The sequence below is a fragment of the Sporosarcina sp. ACRSM genome (assembly GCF_022346545.1).
GTDB lineage: Bacteria > Bacillota > Bacilli > Bacillales_A > Planococcaceae > Sporosarcina.
Genome location: NZ_JAKRNU010000013.1, coordinates 24,998 through 44,577, shown reverse-complemented (window position 1 = coordinate 44,577; position 19,580 = coordinate 24,998). Strand labels below are relative to the sequence as shown.

Genomic DNA, 19,580 nt, shown 5'->3' with positions numbered 1-19,580 from the left:
TTCAGCGCCTGGCTTTAAATGGGAAGGAAGCAATGCTCTCCGCATGGGCTCCTATCGCACAATAATTTGTATCCTCACTTCAAGTAGGTTACTCTGACCCCCTGGCTCAAAGCTAACAAATCAACGATGCTTCATCCAAAGTAACCAGCTCTCCACAATGAATAACGCAGTGTTCTATGTCCAACTTGAATGATCTTAGAGCTTGGCACTTTTTATTTCGGGTCAATGGGCACGACTGCATGATGTAACTGTTGTTCAAGACTTGCACGATGTTGATCTTGTTGCTCGTCGCTCCAGCCGAGTTGGTCCTTCATCAGTTCAATGACAGGTACTTTCCATTGATGGACCCATTCGATGTCGAACAGCAATGCACTGGTCCGACGCCAGAAGAAGTCGACAGGGGTGCGGACGAATTCGTCGGTGATGGCATATAGCACTTGGGCATAGATATCGACGGGGAGTCCAGATTCCTGCGCCGCTTGCCTGTTTTCGCGCATTACTTCATACAGGGTATCGATGTTGGATCCGTACTTTTTAACGAGGAAAATGGCTCTTTCTTTCGGTAATCCAAGTTCCATTCCTTCCTTCACTTTCCGATTCAGGAAAGAGGGAAAGTTTCGGGCCCCTCCAACGTGACCGCCCGAGATCGGCATGTTTTTCGTGTTGGAAGGAGGGAATGTACGCCCAAGTTCTTGTTGGAGTTTCGATGCGATGGAATCGACAATCGTTTCCGCCATTTTCCGGTAGCCCGTCAATTTTCCACCGGCAATTGTTAGAAGTCCGGATGCAGATTCCCAAATTTCATCTTTTCTTGAAACTTGTGAGATTCCTTTTCCAGTTTCATTGATCAGTGGTCGAAGTCCGGCCCAGCTGGATTCGATGTCACTCGTTTGAATGTTCAGCTTCGGGAAGATGAGGGCAATGGCATCCATAAGATAATCCCGATCGGCGACGGTCACGCGTGGGTGGACCATGTTACCTGTATAAGCCGTATCCGTCGTTCCGACATACGTTTTCCCGTCCCGCGGAATCAGCAACACCATCCGGCCGTCCGGTGTATCAAAATAGACCGTCTGTTTCAAAGGGATTACGCTTTGATCGAAAACGAGATGGACTCCTTTTGCCAACAGCATATGTCTTTCATCCATAGAGTTATCATTCTCCCGTAACTTATCCACCCATGGACCGGCAGCGTTGACGACTTTTCGTGCACGCAGTTCACGGACTTGTCCATTGAGCTGGTCTTCGACGCGAACGCCAGCCACTTTTCCATCATTGTAAATAAAATCCGTCACTTTGGTATAATTCAGAACCGTAGCACCTTGACTTCTAGCCTCTTTCACTACTTCGATTGTCAATCGCGCATCATCCGATCGATATTCGACGAAACGCCCAGCACCTAGTAAGCCTTCCTGTTTGAGCTTTGGTTCCGCTTGTAACGTTTGTTCTTTGGTCAACATACTTTTTCGTTCGTCTTTTTTAACCCCTGCCAAAAAATCATAGACGCGCAATCCGAATGAAGCGGTGAACATGCCCATGGGGCCATCTTTATAGATCGGTAAAAGCAGCCACTCAGGTGTTGTCACATGAGGGCCGTTTTCATAGACGACTGCCCGTTCTCTCCCAACTTGTGCCACCAACTTCACTTCATAGTTTTTCAAGTAACGTAAGCCGCCATGGATCATTTTGGTTGAGCGGCTGGACGTACCTGCGGCGAAATCTTGCATTTCAACAAGTGCGGTTTTCATGCCGCGGCTTGCCGCATCCAAGGCGATGCCAGCTCCCGTGATTCCACCGCCGATAACGACTACATCAAATTCTTCCTCTTGCATTTTTTGTCAACCCTTCTTTTCTGAAAAAATTATTCACTCACTCTATTGATAAGCCTTCACCGGCCAAAAGTTTCTGTGACCGTATTCTCGGTCGCCTCTCCCAAGAATTATACTACAATTTCGATAACTAAAGTTATAGATTATACGGAACTCATCAGAAAAATGCAAAAGAAATAGTGTTTAAACAATTCATTTGGTTTAAAATACATTGAACACAAATGAATATTATGTTATACTTTTATGGATATTATTTGAATCTAATGTTAATTCGAAAGTTAAATATACTCTTATCAGGAGCAGGTGGAGGGAAAAGCCCTATGAAACCCGGCAACCGACTCGATTGAGCACGGTGCTAATTCTTGCAGCCATTGCGCTGAAAGATAAGAAGTTGTGTTGAAAACCTCTTCTTAAGTGAAGAGGTTTTTTGAATATTATCGATGTGAAAATAGGAGGAAGCAACATGAGCGCTTGGACCGAACGTGAAAATCCGGCTACTACATATGCCTTTTTAGAACACGCTGAGATTGTAAAATATGTGAAAAAACTAGGCTTCTTCGGTGAGCAGGAACAAGTTTTGCTGACTGAAGTAAGTGATGGGAAGATCAATCATGTCTATCGATTGAATGGGGAACAGAAAAGCCTCATTGTCAAGCAGGCTGTACCTTATGCGAGAATCGTCGGAGAGTCCATGCCGATCCCGGTGAATCGTGTAGTAACTGAAACAAAAGTGTTGCAGGAATACGAAAAAATCATGCCTGGTTCTGTGCCAAAAGTGTTCCATCTCGATGAAGTGTTGGCAATTGTCGTGATGGAAGACATGCATCCGATGGTAATGGGGCGTACAGCTTTGAATAATGGGACGGAAACGGACGGGTTTGCAAGGGATGTAGGGGAGTTCAGCGCAAAAACAACGTTCTATACATCTGATTTCCATTTAGATCCTAAAGTTAAAAAAGAGTTGGGTGGTTCGCTGACCAATCCATATATGCGGGAAATGACAGAAGAGCTCTATTTCGATTGTCCGTACAATTTCCATCATAGCAATTATTTTGAAGAGGGATTGAAAAAAGATGTCTATTATTTAAGCCAAAACCGACCGTTACAATTGGAAGTGGCAAAATTAAAACATAAATTCATGACAAAAGCGGATGCGCTCATCCATAGCGATTTACATAGTGGAGCCATCTTTATGAGCAAAGCCAAAACCGTTGTATTCGATACGGAATTTGCTTGTTTCGGACCTTTTGGATTCGATGTGGGTATTTTTATCGCAGGACTGTATTTAAATGGGATCGGTCATCCTGAATTTGGGAAAAAACGCTTTGAACAGGCACGGGAAACATGGTATGCCTATGCAGATACATTTGCCCGATTATGGCGAGAAGAATCCAATGAGCCATACACGCAAATCGACGGTCTCCTGACACATATCATGGAGGAAAATTTTACCGATGCGCTTGGCTATGCAGGTTGCGAATTGGTTCGTCGCTCGATCGGTATCTCCCAAATTGATGATTTGAATTATGAGCAAGACGAGCAATTACGAATGGAAAGACGGAAAAAAGTAATGGAGCTCGGGAAGTATTTGATCATGAACCGTCATAACATCCGTTCGTTGGAAGAATTGGAGAACTGGTTCGTCTAAGTAGAAGCATTGAACAGCATGAAGGAGGAATTTACATGGGCATCACAGCCACATACCTATTTCCGACACATCCGGAACAGGAAAAAATAGCGGAGCAGCACGCACTGGGACTCACAATCGGTTCGTGGACAGATATCCCGCATCTTGAACAGCAACAATTGAAGCAGCACAAAGGAGAAGTCATCTCGGTGGAAAAAGGGGAAGGGAAGGATAAGGTGAAAATCTTTTACCCCTCCGCGAACTTTTCGGCAGATCTGCCTGCCATTTTCACAACCGTTTACGGAAAACTCTCTTTTTTCGAAGGCTATGAATTGATCGACCTGGACTTCAGTGAACAATTGTTGAAACAATTTCCAGGTCCTCGATTCGGTACAAAAGGGATTCGTGAACAATTGAATGTTATGGATCGACCTTTGTTGAAAGCGATTTTCAAAGGTGTCATGGGAAGGGATTTATCTTTTTTCTCCGCACAATTGGAGGAGCTGCTCGCAGGCGGCATCGATCTTATCAAAGACGACGAAATTCTGTTTGAAAATGAATTAACCCCATTCTACAAAAGAATTACGACTGCCAAAGAAATCATCGATCGGCATTACGATAAAACCGGAAGCCGGGTGTTGTATGCGGTCAATTTGTCAGGGCGGACGCATCAGCTGCATGAAAAAGCGGAGCGGGCTGCCGAACTTGGCGCCAATGCGCTATTGTTCAATGTCCATGCGTATGGCTTGGATGCCTTGCAAACATTGCGTGAAAATCATAATATCGGCTTGCCGATCGTTGCGCATTCTGCGTTATCAGGTGTTCTGGCCGGTCAAGAGGGCGGCGGATTCGCGTATTCGCTACTCGTTGGGAAGTTGACGCGACTTGTAGGAGGGGATTTGTCTTTATTCCCAAGCCCATACGGTAATGTCGCGATATCTCGGGCGGATGCATTGGCGATCAACGCGGCGCTCGTAGAGGAGAATGGTTTCGAGAAAACGTTTGCCGTTCCGTCCGCTGGAATTCATCCCGGGATGGTTCCACAATTACTGGAAGATTTCGGGGACAATCTTGTGGTCAATGCTGGTGGGGGGATTTTCGGACACCCGGATGGACCAATCCAAGGTGCTCAAGCTTTCCGGGCAGCCATCGACGCGAGTATCAAGAACATTTCCCTTGAAGAAGCAGCAAAAACATCAAAATCACTGCAACGTGCAGTTGAACAATGGGGCCTTGTTGACTCTAAATAAAAGCGCAGGGCGCCTGCTTAGACGCGACAGGCATAAGTCGATTCAGCGACGTGGCGGTCTTGCCACATAGCTGGATTCGCTTATGACCCGAGCGTCTGGCGCCCGGAGCTAGATAGTAATAAAAGCGCAGGGCGCCTGCGTAGTCGTAGAAACAAGAAAACGAGCTTCTCGGGAATTTCCTCGGGAGACTCGTTTTCTTGTTTATTGATTTGAACTTTATGATAAAACTTCCACATCGACACGCCCCGAGAAAAAGGTTGCGCCGCCGCCCATGTCGGCAATCCGATCAGGCGTTAAGGCGTTAACGAGGTTTTTTTCGCCTGGCTTACTCGGCCAGAAACCTTGACTGACGACGACACCGGGGAGGACTTGCTCACCGATCGAAACCGTCATTTCACATTCCCCACGCTCGTTCCATATACGAACGGCTGCTCCATCTTCAATTCCGCGAAGTTCCGCATCTTGTCGATTTATAAATAATTTCGGTGCCTTTTCGAGTTTTCGATGTTTATCGTTATTTGAAAAAATCGTGTTCATAAAATTATGATTAATGGCCGGAACATACAAGAAAGGGTAATCGGAATCCTGCAGAATCGGGATATAGGTCGGAAGGGCCGGATGTCCATCCAATTCCATCTGTTTGGAATATAATTCGATTTTTCCACTCGGTGTCTTCAAGCGATTTAATAGATTGTCGGTGTGGCTGGCTTTCAAAAAGCGGTTCGTTTTTAATTTGTCATAGCTGACGTCGGCTAAATGGGGATTGGACAGCTCGCTCAAAGCTTGCTCGATCATTTCCTCATCCTGATCCTTGAAAGCTTGCTCGTCAAATCCCATGGCTTCTGCTAACAATCTGAAGACATCCGGGTTGGATTTACTTTCGTCCAATGGTTCAATGACCGGCTCTTGTAAATGTATATAGTGATGCCAGAAAGACGTATAGAAGTCCGTATTTTCAAAAGCGGAAGTGGCGGGCAACACAATATCTGCGTATAAGGCAGTATCTGTCAAAAATAGATCATGGACGACTGTGAATAAATCCTCACGTGCCAAGCCTACCCGCACTTTATTGGCATCGGGTGCGACAACGGCCGGGTTGCTATTATAGATATACAAGGAGCGGATTGGCTCCAAGTCTTCCTGCAGGGCTTGCCCCAATAAGTTCATATTGAAGCGTCGTGTCGGTTTTTCTTGCAGTTCGGGGCGTTCCAACGCAGCGAGATTATGCGTCAAATAATCGGAATTCGATTTTAGGGCCCCTCCGCCTTTGACTGCCCATTGTCCTGTCAAGGCAGGCAAGCAAGTGATGGTTCGGACAATCATGCCGCCGTTATCATGATGCTGCAAGCCATTTCCGATGCGGATCATAGAAGGGGAAATGGTCCCATACATACAGGCTAACTCATACAGATCTTCCACGGGAACCCCTGTAATGGCGGAAACCATTTCCGGATTGTATTGCACAACATGTTCTTCCAGCTCTTCATAGCCGACTGTATACTGTTCCAAAAACGATCGATTGACCAAATTCTCCTTATATAGAATATGCATAATTCCCAAAGCAAGCGCCCCGTCCGTTCCAGGGAGAATCGGGATGAACCAATCGGCCAGGCGTCCCGTCTGATTTTTATGGACATCGATCACGACGATCTTCGCGCCCTTTTTTCGTGCTTTTTGTGCAATCATGATTTGGTGCATATTCGTACTGACGGCATTGATGCCCCAAAAGACAAATAACTTCGTTTCCGTCATCTCTTCCGGATCGGTCCCGAAACGTCCGCCCATTGTGTAATTGTATCCGACTTCGCCGGCAACCGAACAGATCGTTCGGTCGAGTTGGCTCGATCCAAGGCGGTTAAAGAAGCGGCGGTCCATTCCTTTGGAACTTAATTTGCCCATATTCGCATAGAAACTGTAAGGAAGAATTGATTCCGGACCTTCTTCCGCTATCAGTTTTTTCCAATGGTCTGTGATGGTGGTGATGGCTTCTGACCAACTGATTGGAACGAACAGTCCGTCCCCTTTTTTCCCAACACGTTTTAAAGGTGTCTGAATCCGTTTAGGATCGTAAATTCGTTCGGTCATATGTCGAACTTTATTGCAAATACTCCCTTGTGTCACTGGATGGTCGGGATCACCTTCGATTTTAACGATTTTTCCGTCTTTTTTATGGATCAGTAAACCACATTGGTCTGGACAATCCAGCGAGCAAACCGAGGGAACTACACCATTTTCTATATCAAGATAAGATTGCATAGCTAATATCCTTTCATCAATTCGATTTTTGCCAGTTTCGTTGAGATCAAGAATTCCATTGAAATTGCTACGGCAATCGCTCGGCAGAAGCCTCCGCTCGTTTGCCTGCAAATTCATCATTTCTACATTTAACGCCATTATAGCACAAAAAAGGGGCCGTTTTTTAGAAAATTTAAATAAGCGCTTGACTTTCGACAGTTTATTCTATACAGTTAACACATTACTTTGAATAGTGATTGTGCTTTACCTAATTAAATAATGTTTTTTTCTATCAAGAGAGGTGGAGGGACTGGCCCCATGAAGCCTCGGCAACATCATTGTGCCAATTCCAGCAAGCAATGCTTGAGAGATAGAAAGAGTTTAACAAGTTGTAGTGCAGTGATGCATGATATTTATACGCTCTTTCCGTCTACTCGGAAAGGGTTTTTTTGTTTATTTAGCAATAAAAGCTACAAAAATTTGAATAATCATAGAAGTGGAGAGAAGGGTATGTTAGAAAGAATTGGGATAACGAAAAACTTAGGATGGGGTTTTTTCGGGGTCATGTTGTTTATGATGGGGGACGGAATTGAAGCCGGTTGGCTGAGTCCTTTTCTAGTGGAAAGCGGCTTGACGATTCAGCAGTCAGCCGCCATATTCACTGTATATGGTATCTCCATTGCGCTTGCTTCCTGGTTTTCAGGCGTTTGTGTAGATGTCTTTGGTCCGAAAAGGACGATGGCAATTGGTTTAGCTGTTTATGTGATCGGTACCGCTGGATTTATCACGTTCGGTTTTTCGACGATGAATTACCCGGTAATGCTTCTTACTTATTTCATTAAAGGTTTTGGTTATCCTTTGTTTGCCTATTCCTTCTTGACTTGGGTGATTTATAAGACACCACAAAATAAATTGAGTTCTGCCGTCGGTTGGTTCTGGTTTGCGTTTTGTGCGGGCATGATGGTGCTGGGTGCGTGGTATTCAAGTTTCGTCATTCAGCATCTCGGTTACATCAATACGATGTGGACATCTATTTTCTGGGTAGCTCTTGGGACGATCTTCGCTTTAGTGATCAATCGAGATAAGTTTGAAAAGAAAAACATTGCGAATAAACGAGAAGCGGTTAAGGAGTTATTGAAAGGTATTACTATTTTGAAATCGAACCCTCGGGTTGCGGCTGGCGGGGTCGTAAGGGTTATCAATAGTTTAAGTGTTTATGGTTTTCCAGTATTTTTACCGATGCATATGGCAGAGAATGGCATTGAAACAACGGCTTGGTTACAATTATGGGGGACGTTCTTCTTAGGAAATATCATTTTCAATCTGGTCTTTGGATTTGTAGGTGATAAATTCGGTTGGAAAAACACGATTATCTGGTTTGGTGGAATTGGCTGTGCCATTTTCACGCCACTCCTGTTCTACGTACCGGTTCTAACAAATGGAAGTATCGTCATGACGAGTATTGTCGGATTCATCTGGGGTGCTTTGGTAGCGGGGTATGTACCAATCGGTGCATTGGTTCCATCCGTTGCAGGCGCGGATAAAGGGGCAGCGATGTCCGTTCTGAACTTTGCTGCGGGTCTTTCTACCTTCGTTGCACCTGCAATCGCTTTGGCATTTATCGGCCTTGTCGGAGCGGAAGGCGTTGTCTGGATTTTTAGTGCTCTCTACGTAGTGAGTGCAATCATTGTGAAATGTATTCGTGTGCCGGAAGAGGACTTGGCGCAGCAAAAAGTTATTCCGGTTACCTCCTAAAAGGATAGATAAGTATAATTGACAGTTTTATAGAACAATGTGATAATTGGAACCAATTGAAAAATACGATATTTCTTATCAAGAGTGGTGGAGGGACGAGCCCGATGATACCCGGCAACCGATCCCGTGGAGGGGCACGGTGCCACTTCTTGCAACGTACTGTTGGGGGATAAGAAGATGGCGAAAGATAGACCTCTTCTTACACATGGAAGAGGTCTTATCTATAGTTTTCGCCCCCTGCTGCTTGAAGTTTGCTTGATTTTGCAAGGAGGAGGTATTGGGATGAATACAACATTCAATCCGGTTATTTTCTGTGATTTTGATGGCACAATCACGATGAAAGATAATATTATTAACATTATGGCAAAATTCGCTCCCGAAGGATGGGAGGCGATTAAGGACGATATTTTAGCGCAAAGGGTGTCCATTCAAAAAGGCGTCAGCGAACTCTTTTCCTTATTACCCACTACCCAAAAAGAAGAGATTATGTCCTTCGTTTTGGAAGACGCGAAAATTAGGGAAGGCTTCGGTGAGTTCGTTCAATTTACAAGGGAACAAAACATACCGCTCTATATCGTCAGTGGCGGCATCGACTTTTTCGTCCATCCAATGCTCGAGCCTTTCGGACCCTTCGATCGGATCTATTGCAACGAAGGGGATTTTTCGGGAGAACAGATACAGATACGTTATCCCTATGATTGCGACGAACACTGTACGAACCAAGGCTGTGGATGTTGCAAACCGTCCATCATTCGACAATACACGGACGAACAGCAAACAAGCATTATTATCGGTGATTCGATCACAGATCTGGAAGCGGCCAAACTGGCAGATATCGTCATTGCACGCGATTTCTTAATCGAAAAATGTGAGGAATTGAACATTCCCTATTCTCCGTTCACGAATTTCCATGATTGTATTCGAATCATTGAAAATCGCCTAAATGTACAAATATAAGGGAATTTATCACTGAGGATGTCACAGATTTTGAATCGAGTAAGCTAGATTTTAAAGCTAGACGCAATTACGTCAAGGCGTAATTGATTCGGAATAAATAACAGAAAAGAGGATGAAATATATGGCTACAATTACGATTCAAGGAACAAACGAAGTCATCGAAGCACAAACGGAGGTTGCGGCGTTTTTAGAGCAGCAAGAAGTCATTTATGAGCATTGGGATATCGGTAAGCTACCTGAACACCTTCGCGAAAAATTTAATTTGAGCGATGAAGAAAAAGAAGAAATTCTAAAGGCTTTCAAAACAGAAATCGACGACATTTCAGAACGCCGTGGCTATAAAACAGCGGACATCATCTCATTATCCGACACAACGCCGAACCTCGATGAAATGCTCAAAAACTTCCAACGAGAACACCATCATACAGACGACGAAGTGCGCTACATCGTAAGTGGGCATGGCGTGTTCGTCATCCAAGGCAAAGACGAACGCTTCTTTGAAGTCCATCTAAACCCAGGCGATCTCATTTCCGTTCCGGAAAATATCCGTCACTACTTTACACTCGCAGCTGATCGTAAAGTAGTCGCTGTCCGTATTTTCGTGACACAAGAAGGATGGGTACCGGTTTACTGATCAATCTAAGTTATGAATTTGCGCAAGAAACAGCGCGTCGATCCGGATTCAATCGATGCGATCTACGATTAAGATAGCATCCGTAATTGTAAGGCGAAGACGAACGTTTCTATTTATAGAGAACTTAAGGAAAAGAGATGTTGACAGTGACTGAAAACAAGTTGGAAAAAGCAGCATTTGCAGGTGGTTGTTTCTGGTGCATGGTTAAACCATTCAAAGAATGGCCGGGCATTCACGACGTGGTATCGGGCTATATGGGTGGACATCTCGACAATCCGACGTATGAAGACGTGAAAAAAGGCGACTCGGGCCACCTTGAAGTCGTTGAGATTAAATATGATCCCACTGAGTTCCCGTACGACAAATTGCTCGACGTCTACTGGCGACAAATCGACCCAACAGACGCAGAAGGCCAGTTTCACGACCGCGGCTCGTCCTACGCAACCGCGATCTTTCATTATACAGACGAACAACGAAAAATTGCCGAAACCTCCAAAGCGAACCTAGCAGCGAGTGGCATTTTCTCAAAACCCATCGTTACAACCATCCGCCCCGCAGAAACATTCTACCCGGCGGAAGAGTATCACCAAGATTATTACATCAAATCAGAAGAACACTACAAAGACAACCGCGCCCGCTCAGGCCGTGACGTATTCATAACCAAACATTGGGCATAGACTGAGCAAAGGATAGCAACACGGCATTCCGCCGATTTGCTATCCTTTTTTGATGTAGCTTTGGAATAGCTACAATGAGTCTTGTAGAAAAAATAGTGACAGGCACTAAGATTTTACGTTCTCGAAAGTTAAAACAATCCAGTTACATTTCCCACAAATTCGGGTATACCAATTTTGAAAGGCGTTCGCCTCAGAGTAGGGAGTGTACAGATTGAAAACGATTAAAATTTCATTGGCGATATCATTAATTTTAAATATCCTGCTAATCGGATCGGGCAGTTATGTGGTGAACAAGATTGGCGGCATCGATTTTGGGAAAACAAAGGTGCAAGCGACGTCATCTCCGAAAAAGGATGCTAAATATTATTTCACAAAGAAAAGTATTTTTGAGCAATCGACTATCCAGCAGCCGGATAAAGTGTTTATCGGAGACAGCATAACCGATTATGGAGAGTTCCAGGAATATTTCTCCGGCGAAGTTGTATTGAATCGCGGGATCCGGAATGATACTGCAGAAGGTGTTTTGAATCGGGTAGATGAAGTGGTGGAGCGGAATGCTGAAGAGGCGTATTTGATGATTGGCGTGAATGATATCCGTCATGACACGGATATGCAGAATTTCAAGAAGAACGTCACCGCTATTGTGGATGCGTTTCAGGGAACGAGCACGAAACTTTTTCTCCAATCGATCTTGCCGGTGAACAATGGATTATTCGGGAATGATGTGTCGAATGAAAAAGTAAAGGAATTCAATGATGTTTTAAAAAAAATTGCTTATGAAAATGGGATTAAATACATCGACTTGCATGCCCATTTTGAGGATGAAAGTGGACAGTTGGATAAGCGATACACGATTGATGGACTCCATTTGAATGGCGAAGGGTATAAATTGTGGATCGAAACACTCAATGCAACATAAAAACGCCAGCCATCTACAAACTTGGCTGGCGTTTTGCGTCTACACAAACAAAATCACTTGAAATCTTAAAGGAATAAAGACTATTTTATCGCTCGCAAGCAATCAAATCTTTATCCCGATCGCTTTTCTTATTTGTATCATAAAGTGCTTGAGAAACAAACGGCTTGTACTTCGTTTTGCCGCCTTTGTTTTTAATGGAGGCAGATCTCGCCACGCCGCCAGGATATACTTTATTCAGCTCTTTACAGTTGGCATAAGTTTTAGTTTTTGGACTAGCCGCTTCAACTTGCGTGGTATAGAATGACAGACTGAATACTAGTGTGAAGGACAGGACTACCGTGAATAATCGCTTCATGCATAGACGCTCCTTTCGAATAAATTTCCATAAATTTCATTTTCTTTTAATGTATCTTTTAAAAGAAATTTTGTCCAGTGTGTATTTTCATGGGAAACGGTTTGCTATCATTAGCATAAGGGCATCATTGTATAAGTAGAAGTTGATATATCAGAAAAAGAAGAAACTAGAATCCATAAAGTAAAGGGTTGGTTGACACATGAAAAAAGACGCACACTACTATATTCAGCACCTCGGTCTAGAGCCGCATCCGGAAGGTGGGTATTATAAAAGCAGTTTCGCTTCAAAGCATGGTATGGACATGGACGGAAAGAAGCGCCATCTGTTCACAAGCATTTATTTCCTTTTAGAGTCAGGGGATGTGTCCCATTTTCATCGGTTGAAATCGGATGAAGTGTGGTATTTCCATGGAGGTAGTCCGCTCATTGTTCACGTGATCGATGAGGCAGGAAATTATACGAAACTGAAGCTTGGTCTAGATATTGCGAATGGGGAAATGCCACAGGTGATCGTTCCACGAAATTCGATTTTCGGATCTACCACGATTGAAGGCGGAACATTTTCGCTCGTTGGTTGTATGGTTTCTCCCGGCTTTGATTTTGAAGACTTTGAGCTGTTTACACAGGAGCAATTAATGGAAAGCTATCCACAACACGAAAAAGTGATTGGCCAATTAGCATATAAGACACTTTAAAAAGAATATAAATTGTGGATCGAAGTCCTAGGCCGATTCACATTGACATGAAAACACCAGCCATTTCAATTTGGCTGGCGTTTTCATGTTGTTATGTAGAATGCGGCACTACTGGGTCTTGCCATCCCCAGTCGGATGGGGGCGTAGTATTGTTTTTCACTTTCCGCCGAAAGTGCCCCAGCGCGGGACAGAGAGGTGCCGCGTCTCTGTAATAAGTAGTCTATGCAAAAATGAATGATGTTATACATTCATTGTCTCTTAAGTTGGCATCGGGGTTGTTTCTTTCTTCGGTGAAAATCCGCCGAGCAATAGTTTTCCATTCGGCAGCAAATGTTTAATTAGAATGGAGGCGATGATTGGAATGAATACGCCAATTGCTGTATATCCGATAAGGCCGTACGTAAAGTAGTCGTTCAACAATTTATCCATGAGAATGTGCAAGTACATGATGGACAGCGAGTGCTTTTCGACTTTCTGTAGCCAGCTAAATGACATGCGGGTAGTGAAGCGCTGAAAGATGCCGACCAATACAATTGTGAATGACAGCGGAATGGCCAGATCCAGTACGAAATGGTCATAGCGCAAAAATTTCATGCTTAACCGGTAGTCGATGACGCCTATGCCATCCAGTAAAATGGCGGTTACGCTGACAACCAATCCCGCAACCATCCATCGTTTCGTCACGTTCATCCACATATCTTTCAAATAATAACCGACCGCAAAATAGACGACCGCCATCAGTGCAACGTCAAGATTCCAAACCATCGGGATCGATTGCGCGGCCTCAGAGGGCTTTCCACCAATGACATGCATCGCCACAATGCTTTCGAAATGGGCAATCAGATAGAAAATCGCTAACAGAACAAACTGTTTCCTGCGGTTGAATGTTTTGGTCAACCATAAGAAAAACAGATAAGTAAAGAACAACGTCGTTACAAACCAGAACACTCCATATGCCCCGCGGATAAAACGTCCACCCACTGCAAGTGCCCATAAATCATTCAAATACCATGATATATCCAAATTCCCGGAGCCGATTTCCATCCCATAACGGATCAGTGTAATACTGACAAGGAAAAACAGATAAGGGACAATCAGCTGCATAAAGCGCTTATGGATCGCAGCTTTCATCAACCCTTTCTCCACAACCGGCTTAAAAAACAAACCACTCAATATGAAAAAAGCAGGCATATGAAACCAATAAATATACTTCGCAAGCGGAAAATCCAACTCCCCCGGATAATGCCCGATCACGACAAGAATCATTAAAAACCCTTTTGTTACATCCACCCATGTTAACCGTTTCTTCGTCATGCATAAGCACCTCGTGAAAAAGAATTTGCTGCTATTGTATACCCTAATTGCCGTATTTGAGTGCAATGTAACACAATTGAAAACAAAATGTAAGATTAATGGGGAATTTTGTAGGAGTTTCCATAGAAGAAGGCAACGTGTTATATGAAACGAACACTATCAATCTGTTTGTTTACCTTTTCATTTATTAAGAAGGCATTTTGAAATTGTATGAGATTCAAGAACAATTGAAATTTTGTTCAATCATTGAGAAAACGCTTTCCAGTTAAAAAATTTAGATTATACTAGCGATAGAACATAATTTACTAATGTGAACAAAATTTCATGCGAGGAGGACGAAATGTACTCTCAAATAGAAATGATTAAAGTTGCGAAACTTTATTATGAAATGAATCTTACACAAAAAGAAATTGCTGAAAAATTGAATTACTCTAGGGCAACAATTAGCCGGATTATAGATGCGGCATTTAAAGCAGGCATTATAAAAGTGGACATTCAATATACACTGAGTTCTGTTCAAAAATTAGAAAATCAAATTAAAGAAAAATACAAGTTGAAAAAGGTCTTTGTGGCGCCTGTCTATTTAAATGAATCAAAACTTGTTTTAAATGACGTAGGGAAAGCGGTTGCAGCGTATTTGGATGAGATTTGTGAAAACGATTCCATACTAGGTGTTTCCTGGGGGACATCGCTGGGTCATGTCGTTCCCTATCTAAAGAAAAAGATGTTACCGAACATGAAAATTGTCCAACTAAATGGGGGAGTTGCAAAAAGCATGTATTCCACGGGCTCCGTAGCTTTGCTTGAAAAATTTTCACAAGCTTTCATGGCCGAACATTATCATTTGCCAGTCCCATCCATCGTGGATTCTCGGATAATCGCCGAGGCTATTATGACGGATTCAAGTATTGAGCAGGCGCTGGAATTGGGGAGTCAATGTAATATCGCTTTATTTGGGATCGGTAATGTTTCGTATGAATCGGTTCTTTACAAAGGCGGTTATTTCAAAGGGGACGCTTATGAAGAATTGATACAAAAAAAGGCTGTGGGAGATATTTGCTCAAGATACTTTTCTGTGACGGGAGAGGTTGTCGATCAGCATTTAAATCAACGGACGATTGGACTGGAATTGGAGAAATTACGAAACAAAGACTATTCGATTGCACTAGCTGCTGGAAAAGAGAAGGCCGATAGTGTGATAGGGGCCCTCAACGGAGGTTATGTAGATACACTTTTCATCGATGAGGAATTGGCAAAGGAAATTTGTAAGAAGGAGATGTGGATATATGATGAAAGCAGTCAAATTATATGAGCCGGGGAACTTACAGGTAGAAGATATAGGGATACCCATGATTTCGCCTGATGAAGTACTTATCGAAGTGAAAGCGGTGGGGGTTTGTGGATCGGATATTCCACGGGCATTGGTCAAAGGAGCTTACTATAAAGGCTTGACACTTGGACATGAGTTTGCAGGCCAAATTGTGGAGTGTGGAACCGATGCTACGGAATGGACTGTAGGTGATCGGGTCACCATAGCACCATTAGTTCCTTGTAAGAAATGCCAATATTGCGAACAAGGGAAATATGGTCTGTGCGAATCCTACAACTATTATGGCTCAAGAACCGACGGAGCGATGGCAAACTATATAAAAGTAGGAAAAGAAAATGTTTTGAAAATAGATGATACAATCTCATACGATGCCGGAGCGATGATTGATCCGGCTGCAAATGCCATTCATGGTCTTTGGCGGGGGGATTTGAAAAAAGGGGACGTGGCAGTTGTCATTGGACTCGGTGCGATTGGATTATTCGCAATTCAATTTGCCCGAGAGATGGGAGCGAAAGAAGTGATCGCAGTTGATATTTTTGACGAAAAACTTCAAGTTGCTAAAAAACTGGGCGCCAACCGTGTGATCAATTCGATGAATGAAAACCTTGGCGAAGTATTGGCGGGTACGGATGTCTCGATTGTACTGGATACTTCAGGTTCCGCCATTGCCCAAGAACAAGCCGTTTCAATTGCGGGGAAAATGGGACGAGTTGTATTCCTTGGTATTTCCAATCAGCCACTCACGCTTTCTGCCAAAACAGTGGACCGTCTACTAAGATATGAGATTGGGATACACGGTTCGTGGAATTCATTTTCCGATCCATTTCCGGGGAAAGAATGGACGTATGCAATTGAATGCATGGCACAAGGGAAAATCAAAACCGAAGAAATTATCTCTCATCGATTTTCATTGGAAGAGACGCCACAGGCATTTGAAAAGATAAAAAATAAAGAATTGCTCTTCAACAAAATTATGATCTACCCAGGTGATTAACTATGCTGACAGATTATGTACTCGGAATTGATTTGGGAACTCAATCGTTGAAGGTAGGGGTTTACACTACGGATGGTAAGTGTCTTGATCGTGCGAGCGCTTCCTATCCTACCTATAACCGAAATGACGGTTACTCTGAGCAAGATCCGAATGACTGGTGGAGTGCATTACAGACCGCTATGCAATCCGTTTCCGATTCGATCGATATGGGACGGATTAAAGGCATCACTTTTTGTGCGACTTCTTCGACGGTATTGTTAACAGACGAATGGATGCAACCAATTGGTTTGGCGCAATGTTGGATGGATCAACGCTCCATTAACGAGGAAGATGAAATCAATCGAAATGAGCATAGCGCTGTCAAGGAACGATTACGTTACTCGGGCGAGAAAACATCGATTGAATGGATGCTGACAAAGTCGTTATGGCTGAAAAAGAACCATGACTTGACAGGGAAGAGAATTGTGGAGCAAATCGATTGGATGAACTATCGATTGACTGGCGAACTGGTGGCATCTAAGTGTAATGCTACATGTAAATGGGGCTATGTAGAACAGCTTGGCGGTTTTTCCGACCCGTTTTTTAAAGAAATTGGTCTTGAGGGCATTACAACACATTGGCCTTTGAAAGTGCTACGTGTCGGCGATTTGGTCGGATACGTCTCACAGGATGCTGCTCGTTCTTTAGGATTAAAAACGGGCATACCCGTTTTCCAAGGTGGGATCGATGCGCATATTGGGATGATTGGCGCGGGGGCACTTGAGCCGGGAAATCTCAATATGATGACGGGCACGAGTTTTGTCCATTTAATGCATCATAAGCGGCCAATTTTTAATGACGCGTTATGGGGACCTTATGATTCACCACTTGTCGAAGAGCATTGGCTTCTTGAGGGCGGTCAACTATCGTGCGGATCCATTATCTCTTGGTTTCTCAATGAATTTTATGGACAGTGTGAAGACAAAGCAGCTGTCTATCGGGAACTGGAAAACGAAATTCAGAAAATAGGGCCGGGAAGTGAAGGGTTACTTGTATTGGATAGTTGGAAAGGGCATCGGACTCCTTTTAAAACGCCGTATGCAACAGGTGCGTTCGTCGGAATGACGCTATCTCATAACAAATACCATATCTATCGGGCGATACTAGAAGCCATTGCATTCGGTACACGAAATGTCATACGTACATTCAAACAGTCCTCTATACCCGTAAAGCGGATCATTGCAGGGGGAGGCGGGACCAACAATGATTCTTGGATGCAAATTATTAGTGATGTCACCGGTGTCCCGATTTCAATACCAAAAGATGTGGAAACAGGTTCAAAGGGAGCCGCTATTGTCGCTTCATTTGGCCTTGGTAACTATCCATGTTTAATCGAAGCGTCCTCCTCAATGGTCGAAATGCAGAAAACGTATACACCGAATAAGGAAGTGCAAGCGAAATACGACGCACTTTTTGATATCTATTTGGAGTTGAATCAAACGTTATTCCCAATTATGGAAACGCTGAAGAAAGGGGTAGCCTACAGTGAATCATATTCTTGAAATGAAAAGGATTTCTAAATCATTCCCAGGCGTAAAGGCCCTTGAAAATGTGGATTTTTCGCTTGAAAAAGGAGAAGTGCATTGTCTCATTGGTGCAAATGGAGCTGGTAAATCGACTTTAATGAAAGTTCTGGCAGGCGTTTATGCAAAAGATGAAGGAGAGATTTTGTTAGAAGGCCAGCCCGTAACAATAAAGAATCCTTTCGATAGTATGGCGTTAGGGATTTCCACGATTCATCAGGAGCTGTCGCTCGTCGAAGAATTGAGTCTCGCGGAAAATATCTTTCTCGGTAATTATTTGAAACCGCAAGGCGGATTTGTCAACTGGAGACGGATCCATGAGGAAACGAAGAAATTATTCGAGTTGCTCGGACTCTCTGTCTCGCCCTCTATGCGAACTTCCGAAGCAAGTATGGGAGTAAAACAAATGGTTGAAATTGCAAAGGCGATCCGATCCGAATGCAAGATCATTGTGATGGACGAGCCATCCACGGCGCTATCAAGTGAGGAAGTCACGAAATTGTATAAAGTGATCGACTTACTGAAAAAACAAGGTTATACAATTGTTTACATTTCTCATAAGCTTGATGAACTCTATGCTGTCGGAGATCGGGTGACTGTCTTAAGGAACGGACAATGGATTATTACAGATAGCTTGGCAAATCTGAAACAACCTGAATTGATCCATCATATAACAGGTCGCTCAATTGAGAAGGAAGAAAAGGTTTACAAGGTATCATCAAGAGAAGAGTTTTTACGTGTAGAGGGCTTCACGAATGACAAGATTCATAATGTATCTTTTGCAGTTGGTAAAGGTGAGATTGTAGGCTTGTACGGCTTAGTCGGATCTGGGCGAACTGAATTGTTAAGAGCCATTTACGGCGCGGATGCTAGAAAAGCAGGAGAGCTATTCTTGGACGGGACGAAGAAAAATATCACATCCCCGAGTCAAGCGGTGGAATTAGGAATGGGGCTCGTGCCGGAAAATAGAAAGACTGAAGGGGCGAATCTAGAATTATCCATTTTAGATAATGCCATGTTACCCTCTCTTCATTCTTACTCTAAGCGGAGTTTCGTAAAGCCGAAAAAACTGAAAGCAGCTATGCAGGAAGCCATTCGAAAACTAAATATTAAAGCGAGTAGCATGCATGTAAAAATGGGCACGTTGAGCGGAGGAAATCAGCAAAAAGTAATCATTGCAAAATGGCTGATCCATAACTCGAAACTTCTGCTATTCGATGAACCGACGCAAGGGATCGATATTGGTGCAAAAGATGAGATTTACAGCATCATGAAGGAAATCGCACATCAAGGGACCAGTATTATTATGGCAACATCCGAGATTGAAGAGTTACTGACCGTTTGTGACCGGGTTTTGATCATGTTCGAAGGGAAGCTTATCAAAGAGTTCACACAACCAGCGGAAAGTAAAAACGATATTATGAACATCGCTGTGTCAGGATAAACAG

General features: G+C 43.5%; 16 protein-coding genes and 3 riboswitches. Of the genes, 12 read left to right on the top strand and 4 right to left on the bottom strand.

All coding sequences use genetic code 11. From position 1 onward, the window contains the following. Positions 1 to 212: 212 nt before the first annotated feature. On the bottom strand, positions 213 to 1,832 hold the full coding sequence (locus MHZ95_RS17785; protein ID WP_239392138.1) for a glycerol-3-phosphate dehydrogenase/oxidase: 1,620 nt from the start codon (positions 1,830 to 1,832) through the stop codon (positions 213 to 215). A gap of 284 nt (positions 1,833 to 2,116) precedes the next feature. Further along, positions 2,117 to 2,219: riboswitch (SAM riboswitch) on the top strand. 73 nt (positions 2,220 to 2,292) lie between these two features. Here MHZ95_RS17785 and mtnK point away from each other — a divergent pair. Then, a complete protein-coding gene (gene mtnK, locus MHZ95_RS17780; RefSeq protein ID WP_239392137.1) occupies positions 2,293 to 3,477 on the top strand; it encodes an S-methyl-5-thioribose kinase in 1,185 nt (394 codons plus the stop codon). Positions 3,478 to 3,512: 35 nt separating this feature from the next. After that, on the top strand, positions 3,513 to 4,706 hold the full coding sequence (locus MHZ95_RS17775) for a 2,3-diketo-5-methylthiopentyl-1-phosphate enolase (RefSeq protein ID WP_239392136.1): 1,194 nt from the start codon (positions 3,513 to 3,515) through the stop codon (positions 4,704 to 4,706). 216 nt (positions 4,707 to 4,922) lie between these two features. Here the strand turns inward: MHZ95_RS17775 and MHZ95_RS17770 are convergent, their stop codons facing one another. Then, positions 4,923 to 6,962 (bottom strand): molybdopterin-containing oxidoreductase family protein, encoded by a 2,040-nt coding sequence (locus MHZ95_RS17770; protein WP_239392135.1) that lies wholly within the window; start codon positions 6,960 to 6,962, stop codon positions 4,923 to 4,925. 265 nt (positions 6,963 to 7,227) lie between these two features. Next, a riboswitch (SAM riboswitch) is annotated at positions 7,228 to 7,318 on the top strand. Between the two features lie 133 nt (positions 7,319 to 7,451). Between MHZ95_RS17770 and MHZ95_RS17765 the strand changes: the two genes are divergently transcribed. The 5 genes from MHZ95_RS17765 (at position 7,452) to MHZ95_RS17745 (ending at position 11,883) form a co-directional block, all read left to right on the top strand. Continuing rightward, positions 7,452 to 8,696, top strand: coding sequence for an MFS transporter (locus MHZ95_RS17765; protein ID WP_239392134.1), 1,245 nt, complete (start codon positions 7,452 to 7,454; stop codon positions 8,694 to 8,696). 72 nt (positions 8,697 to 8,768) lie between these two features. Further along, positions 8,769 to 8,872: riboswitch (SAM riboswitch) on the top strand. A 106-nt stretch (positions 8,873 to 8,978) separates the two neighbouring features. Further along, positions 8,979 to 9,653, top strand: a complete 675-nt coding sequence (locus MHZ95_RS17760) for a 2-hydroxy-3-keto-5-methylthiopentenyl-1-phosphate phosphatase (RefSeq protein WP_239392133.1) — start codon at positions 8,979 to 8,981, stop codon at positions 9,651 to 9,653. 121 nt (positions 9,654 to 9,774) lie between these two features. Further along, a complete protein-coding gene (locus tag MHZ95_RS17755) occupies positions 9,775 to 10,287 on the top strand; it encodes a 1,2-dihydroxy-3-keto-5-methylthiopentene dioxygenase (RefSeq protein WP_239392132.1) in 513 nt (170 codons plus the stop codon). A 146-nt stretch (positions 10,288 to 10,433) separates the two neighbouring features. Further along, complete coding sequence (gene msrA, locus MHZ95_RS17750; RefSeq protein WP_370643101.1) at positions 10,434 to 10,964, top strand: peptide-methionine (S)-S-oxide reductase MsrA; 531 nt, start codon at positions 10,434 to 10,436, stop codon at positions 10,962 to 10,964. Positions 10,965 to 11,175: 211 nt separating this feature from the next. Continuing rightward, entirely contained in the window at positions 11,176 to 11,883 is a 708-nt protein-coding gene (locus MHZ95_RS17745) for a GDSL-type esterase/lipase family protein (RefSeq protein WP_239392131.1), read from the top strand. Positions 11,884 to 11,968: 85 nt separating this feature from the next. On the opposite strand, the gene MHZ95_RS17740 is transcribed toward MHZ95_RS17745, so the two are convergent. Next, entirely contained in the window at positions 11,969 to 12,238 is a 270-nt protein-coding gene (locus MHZ95_RS17740; RefSeq protein ID WP_239392130.1) for an excalibur calcium-binding domain-containing protein, read from the bottom strand. Between the two features lie 199 nt (positions 12,239 to 12,437). Between MHZ95_RS17740 and MHZ95_RS17735 the strand changes: the two genes are divergently transcribed. Continuing rightward, entirely contained in the window at positions 12,438 to 12,932 is a 495-nt protein-coding gene (locus MHZ95_RS17735; protein WP_239392129.1) for a cupin domain-containing protein, read from the top strand. Between the two features lie 258 nt (positions 12,933 to 13,190). On the opposite strand, the gene MHZ95_RS17730 is transcribed toward MHZ95_RS17735, so the two are convergent. Next, positions 13,191 to 14,246, bottom strand: coding sequence for an acyltransferase family protein (locus tag MHZ95_RS17730; RefSeq protein ID WP_239392128.1), 1,056 nt, complete (start codon positions 14,244 to 14,246; stop codon positions 13,191 to 13,193). Between the two features lie 340 nt (positions 14,247 to 14,586). On the opposite strand from MHZ95_RS17730, the gene MHZ95_RS17725 reads away from it, so the two are divergent. The 4 genes from MHZ95_RS17725 to MHZ95_RS17710 are packed head-to-tail and all read left to right on the top strand — an operon-like array spanning position 14,587 to position 19,576. Then, positions 14,587 to 15,558, top strand: coding sequence for a sugar-binding transcriptional regulator (locus tag MHZ95_RS17725; RefSeq protein WP_239392127.1), 972 nt, complete (start codon positions 14,587 to 14,589; stop codon positions 15,556 to 15,558). After that, positions 15,533 to 16,570: a galactitol-1-phosphate 5-dehydrogenase gene (locus MHZ95_RS17720; RefSeq protein ID WP_239392126.1), complete on the top strand. Its 1,038-nt coding sequence runs from the start codon at positions 15,533 to 15,535 to the stop codon at positions 16,568 to 16,570. Before MHZ95_RS17725 ends, MHZ95_RS17720 begins: the two co-directional genes overlap by 26 nt. A gap of 2 nt (positions 16,571 to 16,572) precedes the next feature. Further along, positions 16,573 to 18,111: an FGGY-family carbohydrate kinase gene (locus tag MHZ95_RS17715; RefSeq protein ID WP_239392125.1), complete on the top strand. Its 1,539-nt coding sequence runs from the start codon at positions 16,573 to 16,575 to the stop codon at positions 18,109 to 18,111. Beyond that, positions 18,095 to 19,576 (top strand): sugar ABC transporter ATP-binding protein, encoded by a 1,482-nt coding sequence (locus MHZ95_RS17710; RefSeq protein WP_239392124.1) that lies wholly within the window; start codon positions 18,095 to 18,097, stop codon positions 19,574 to 19,576. The genes MHZ95_RS17715 and MHZ95_RS17710 overlap by 17 nt, the downstream gene beginning before the upstream one ends. Positions 19,577 to 19,580 lie beyond the last annotated feature (4 nt).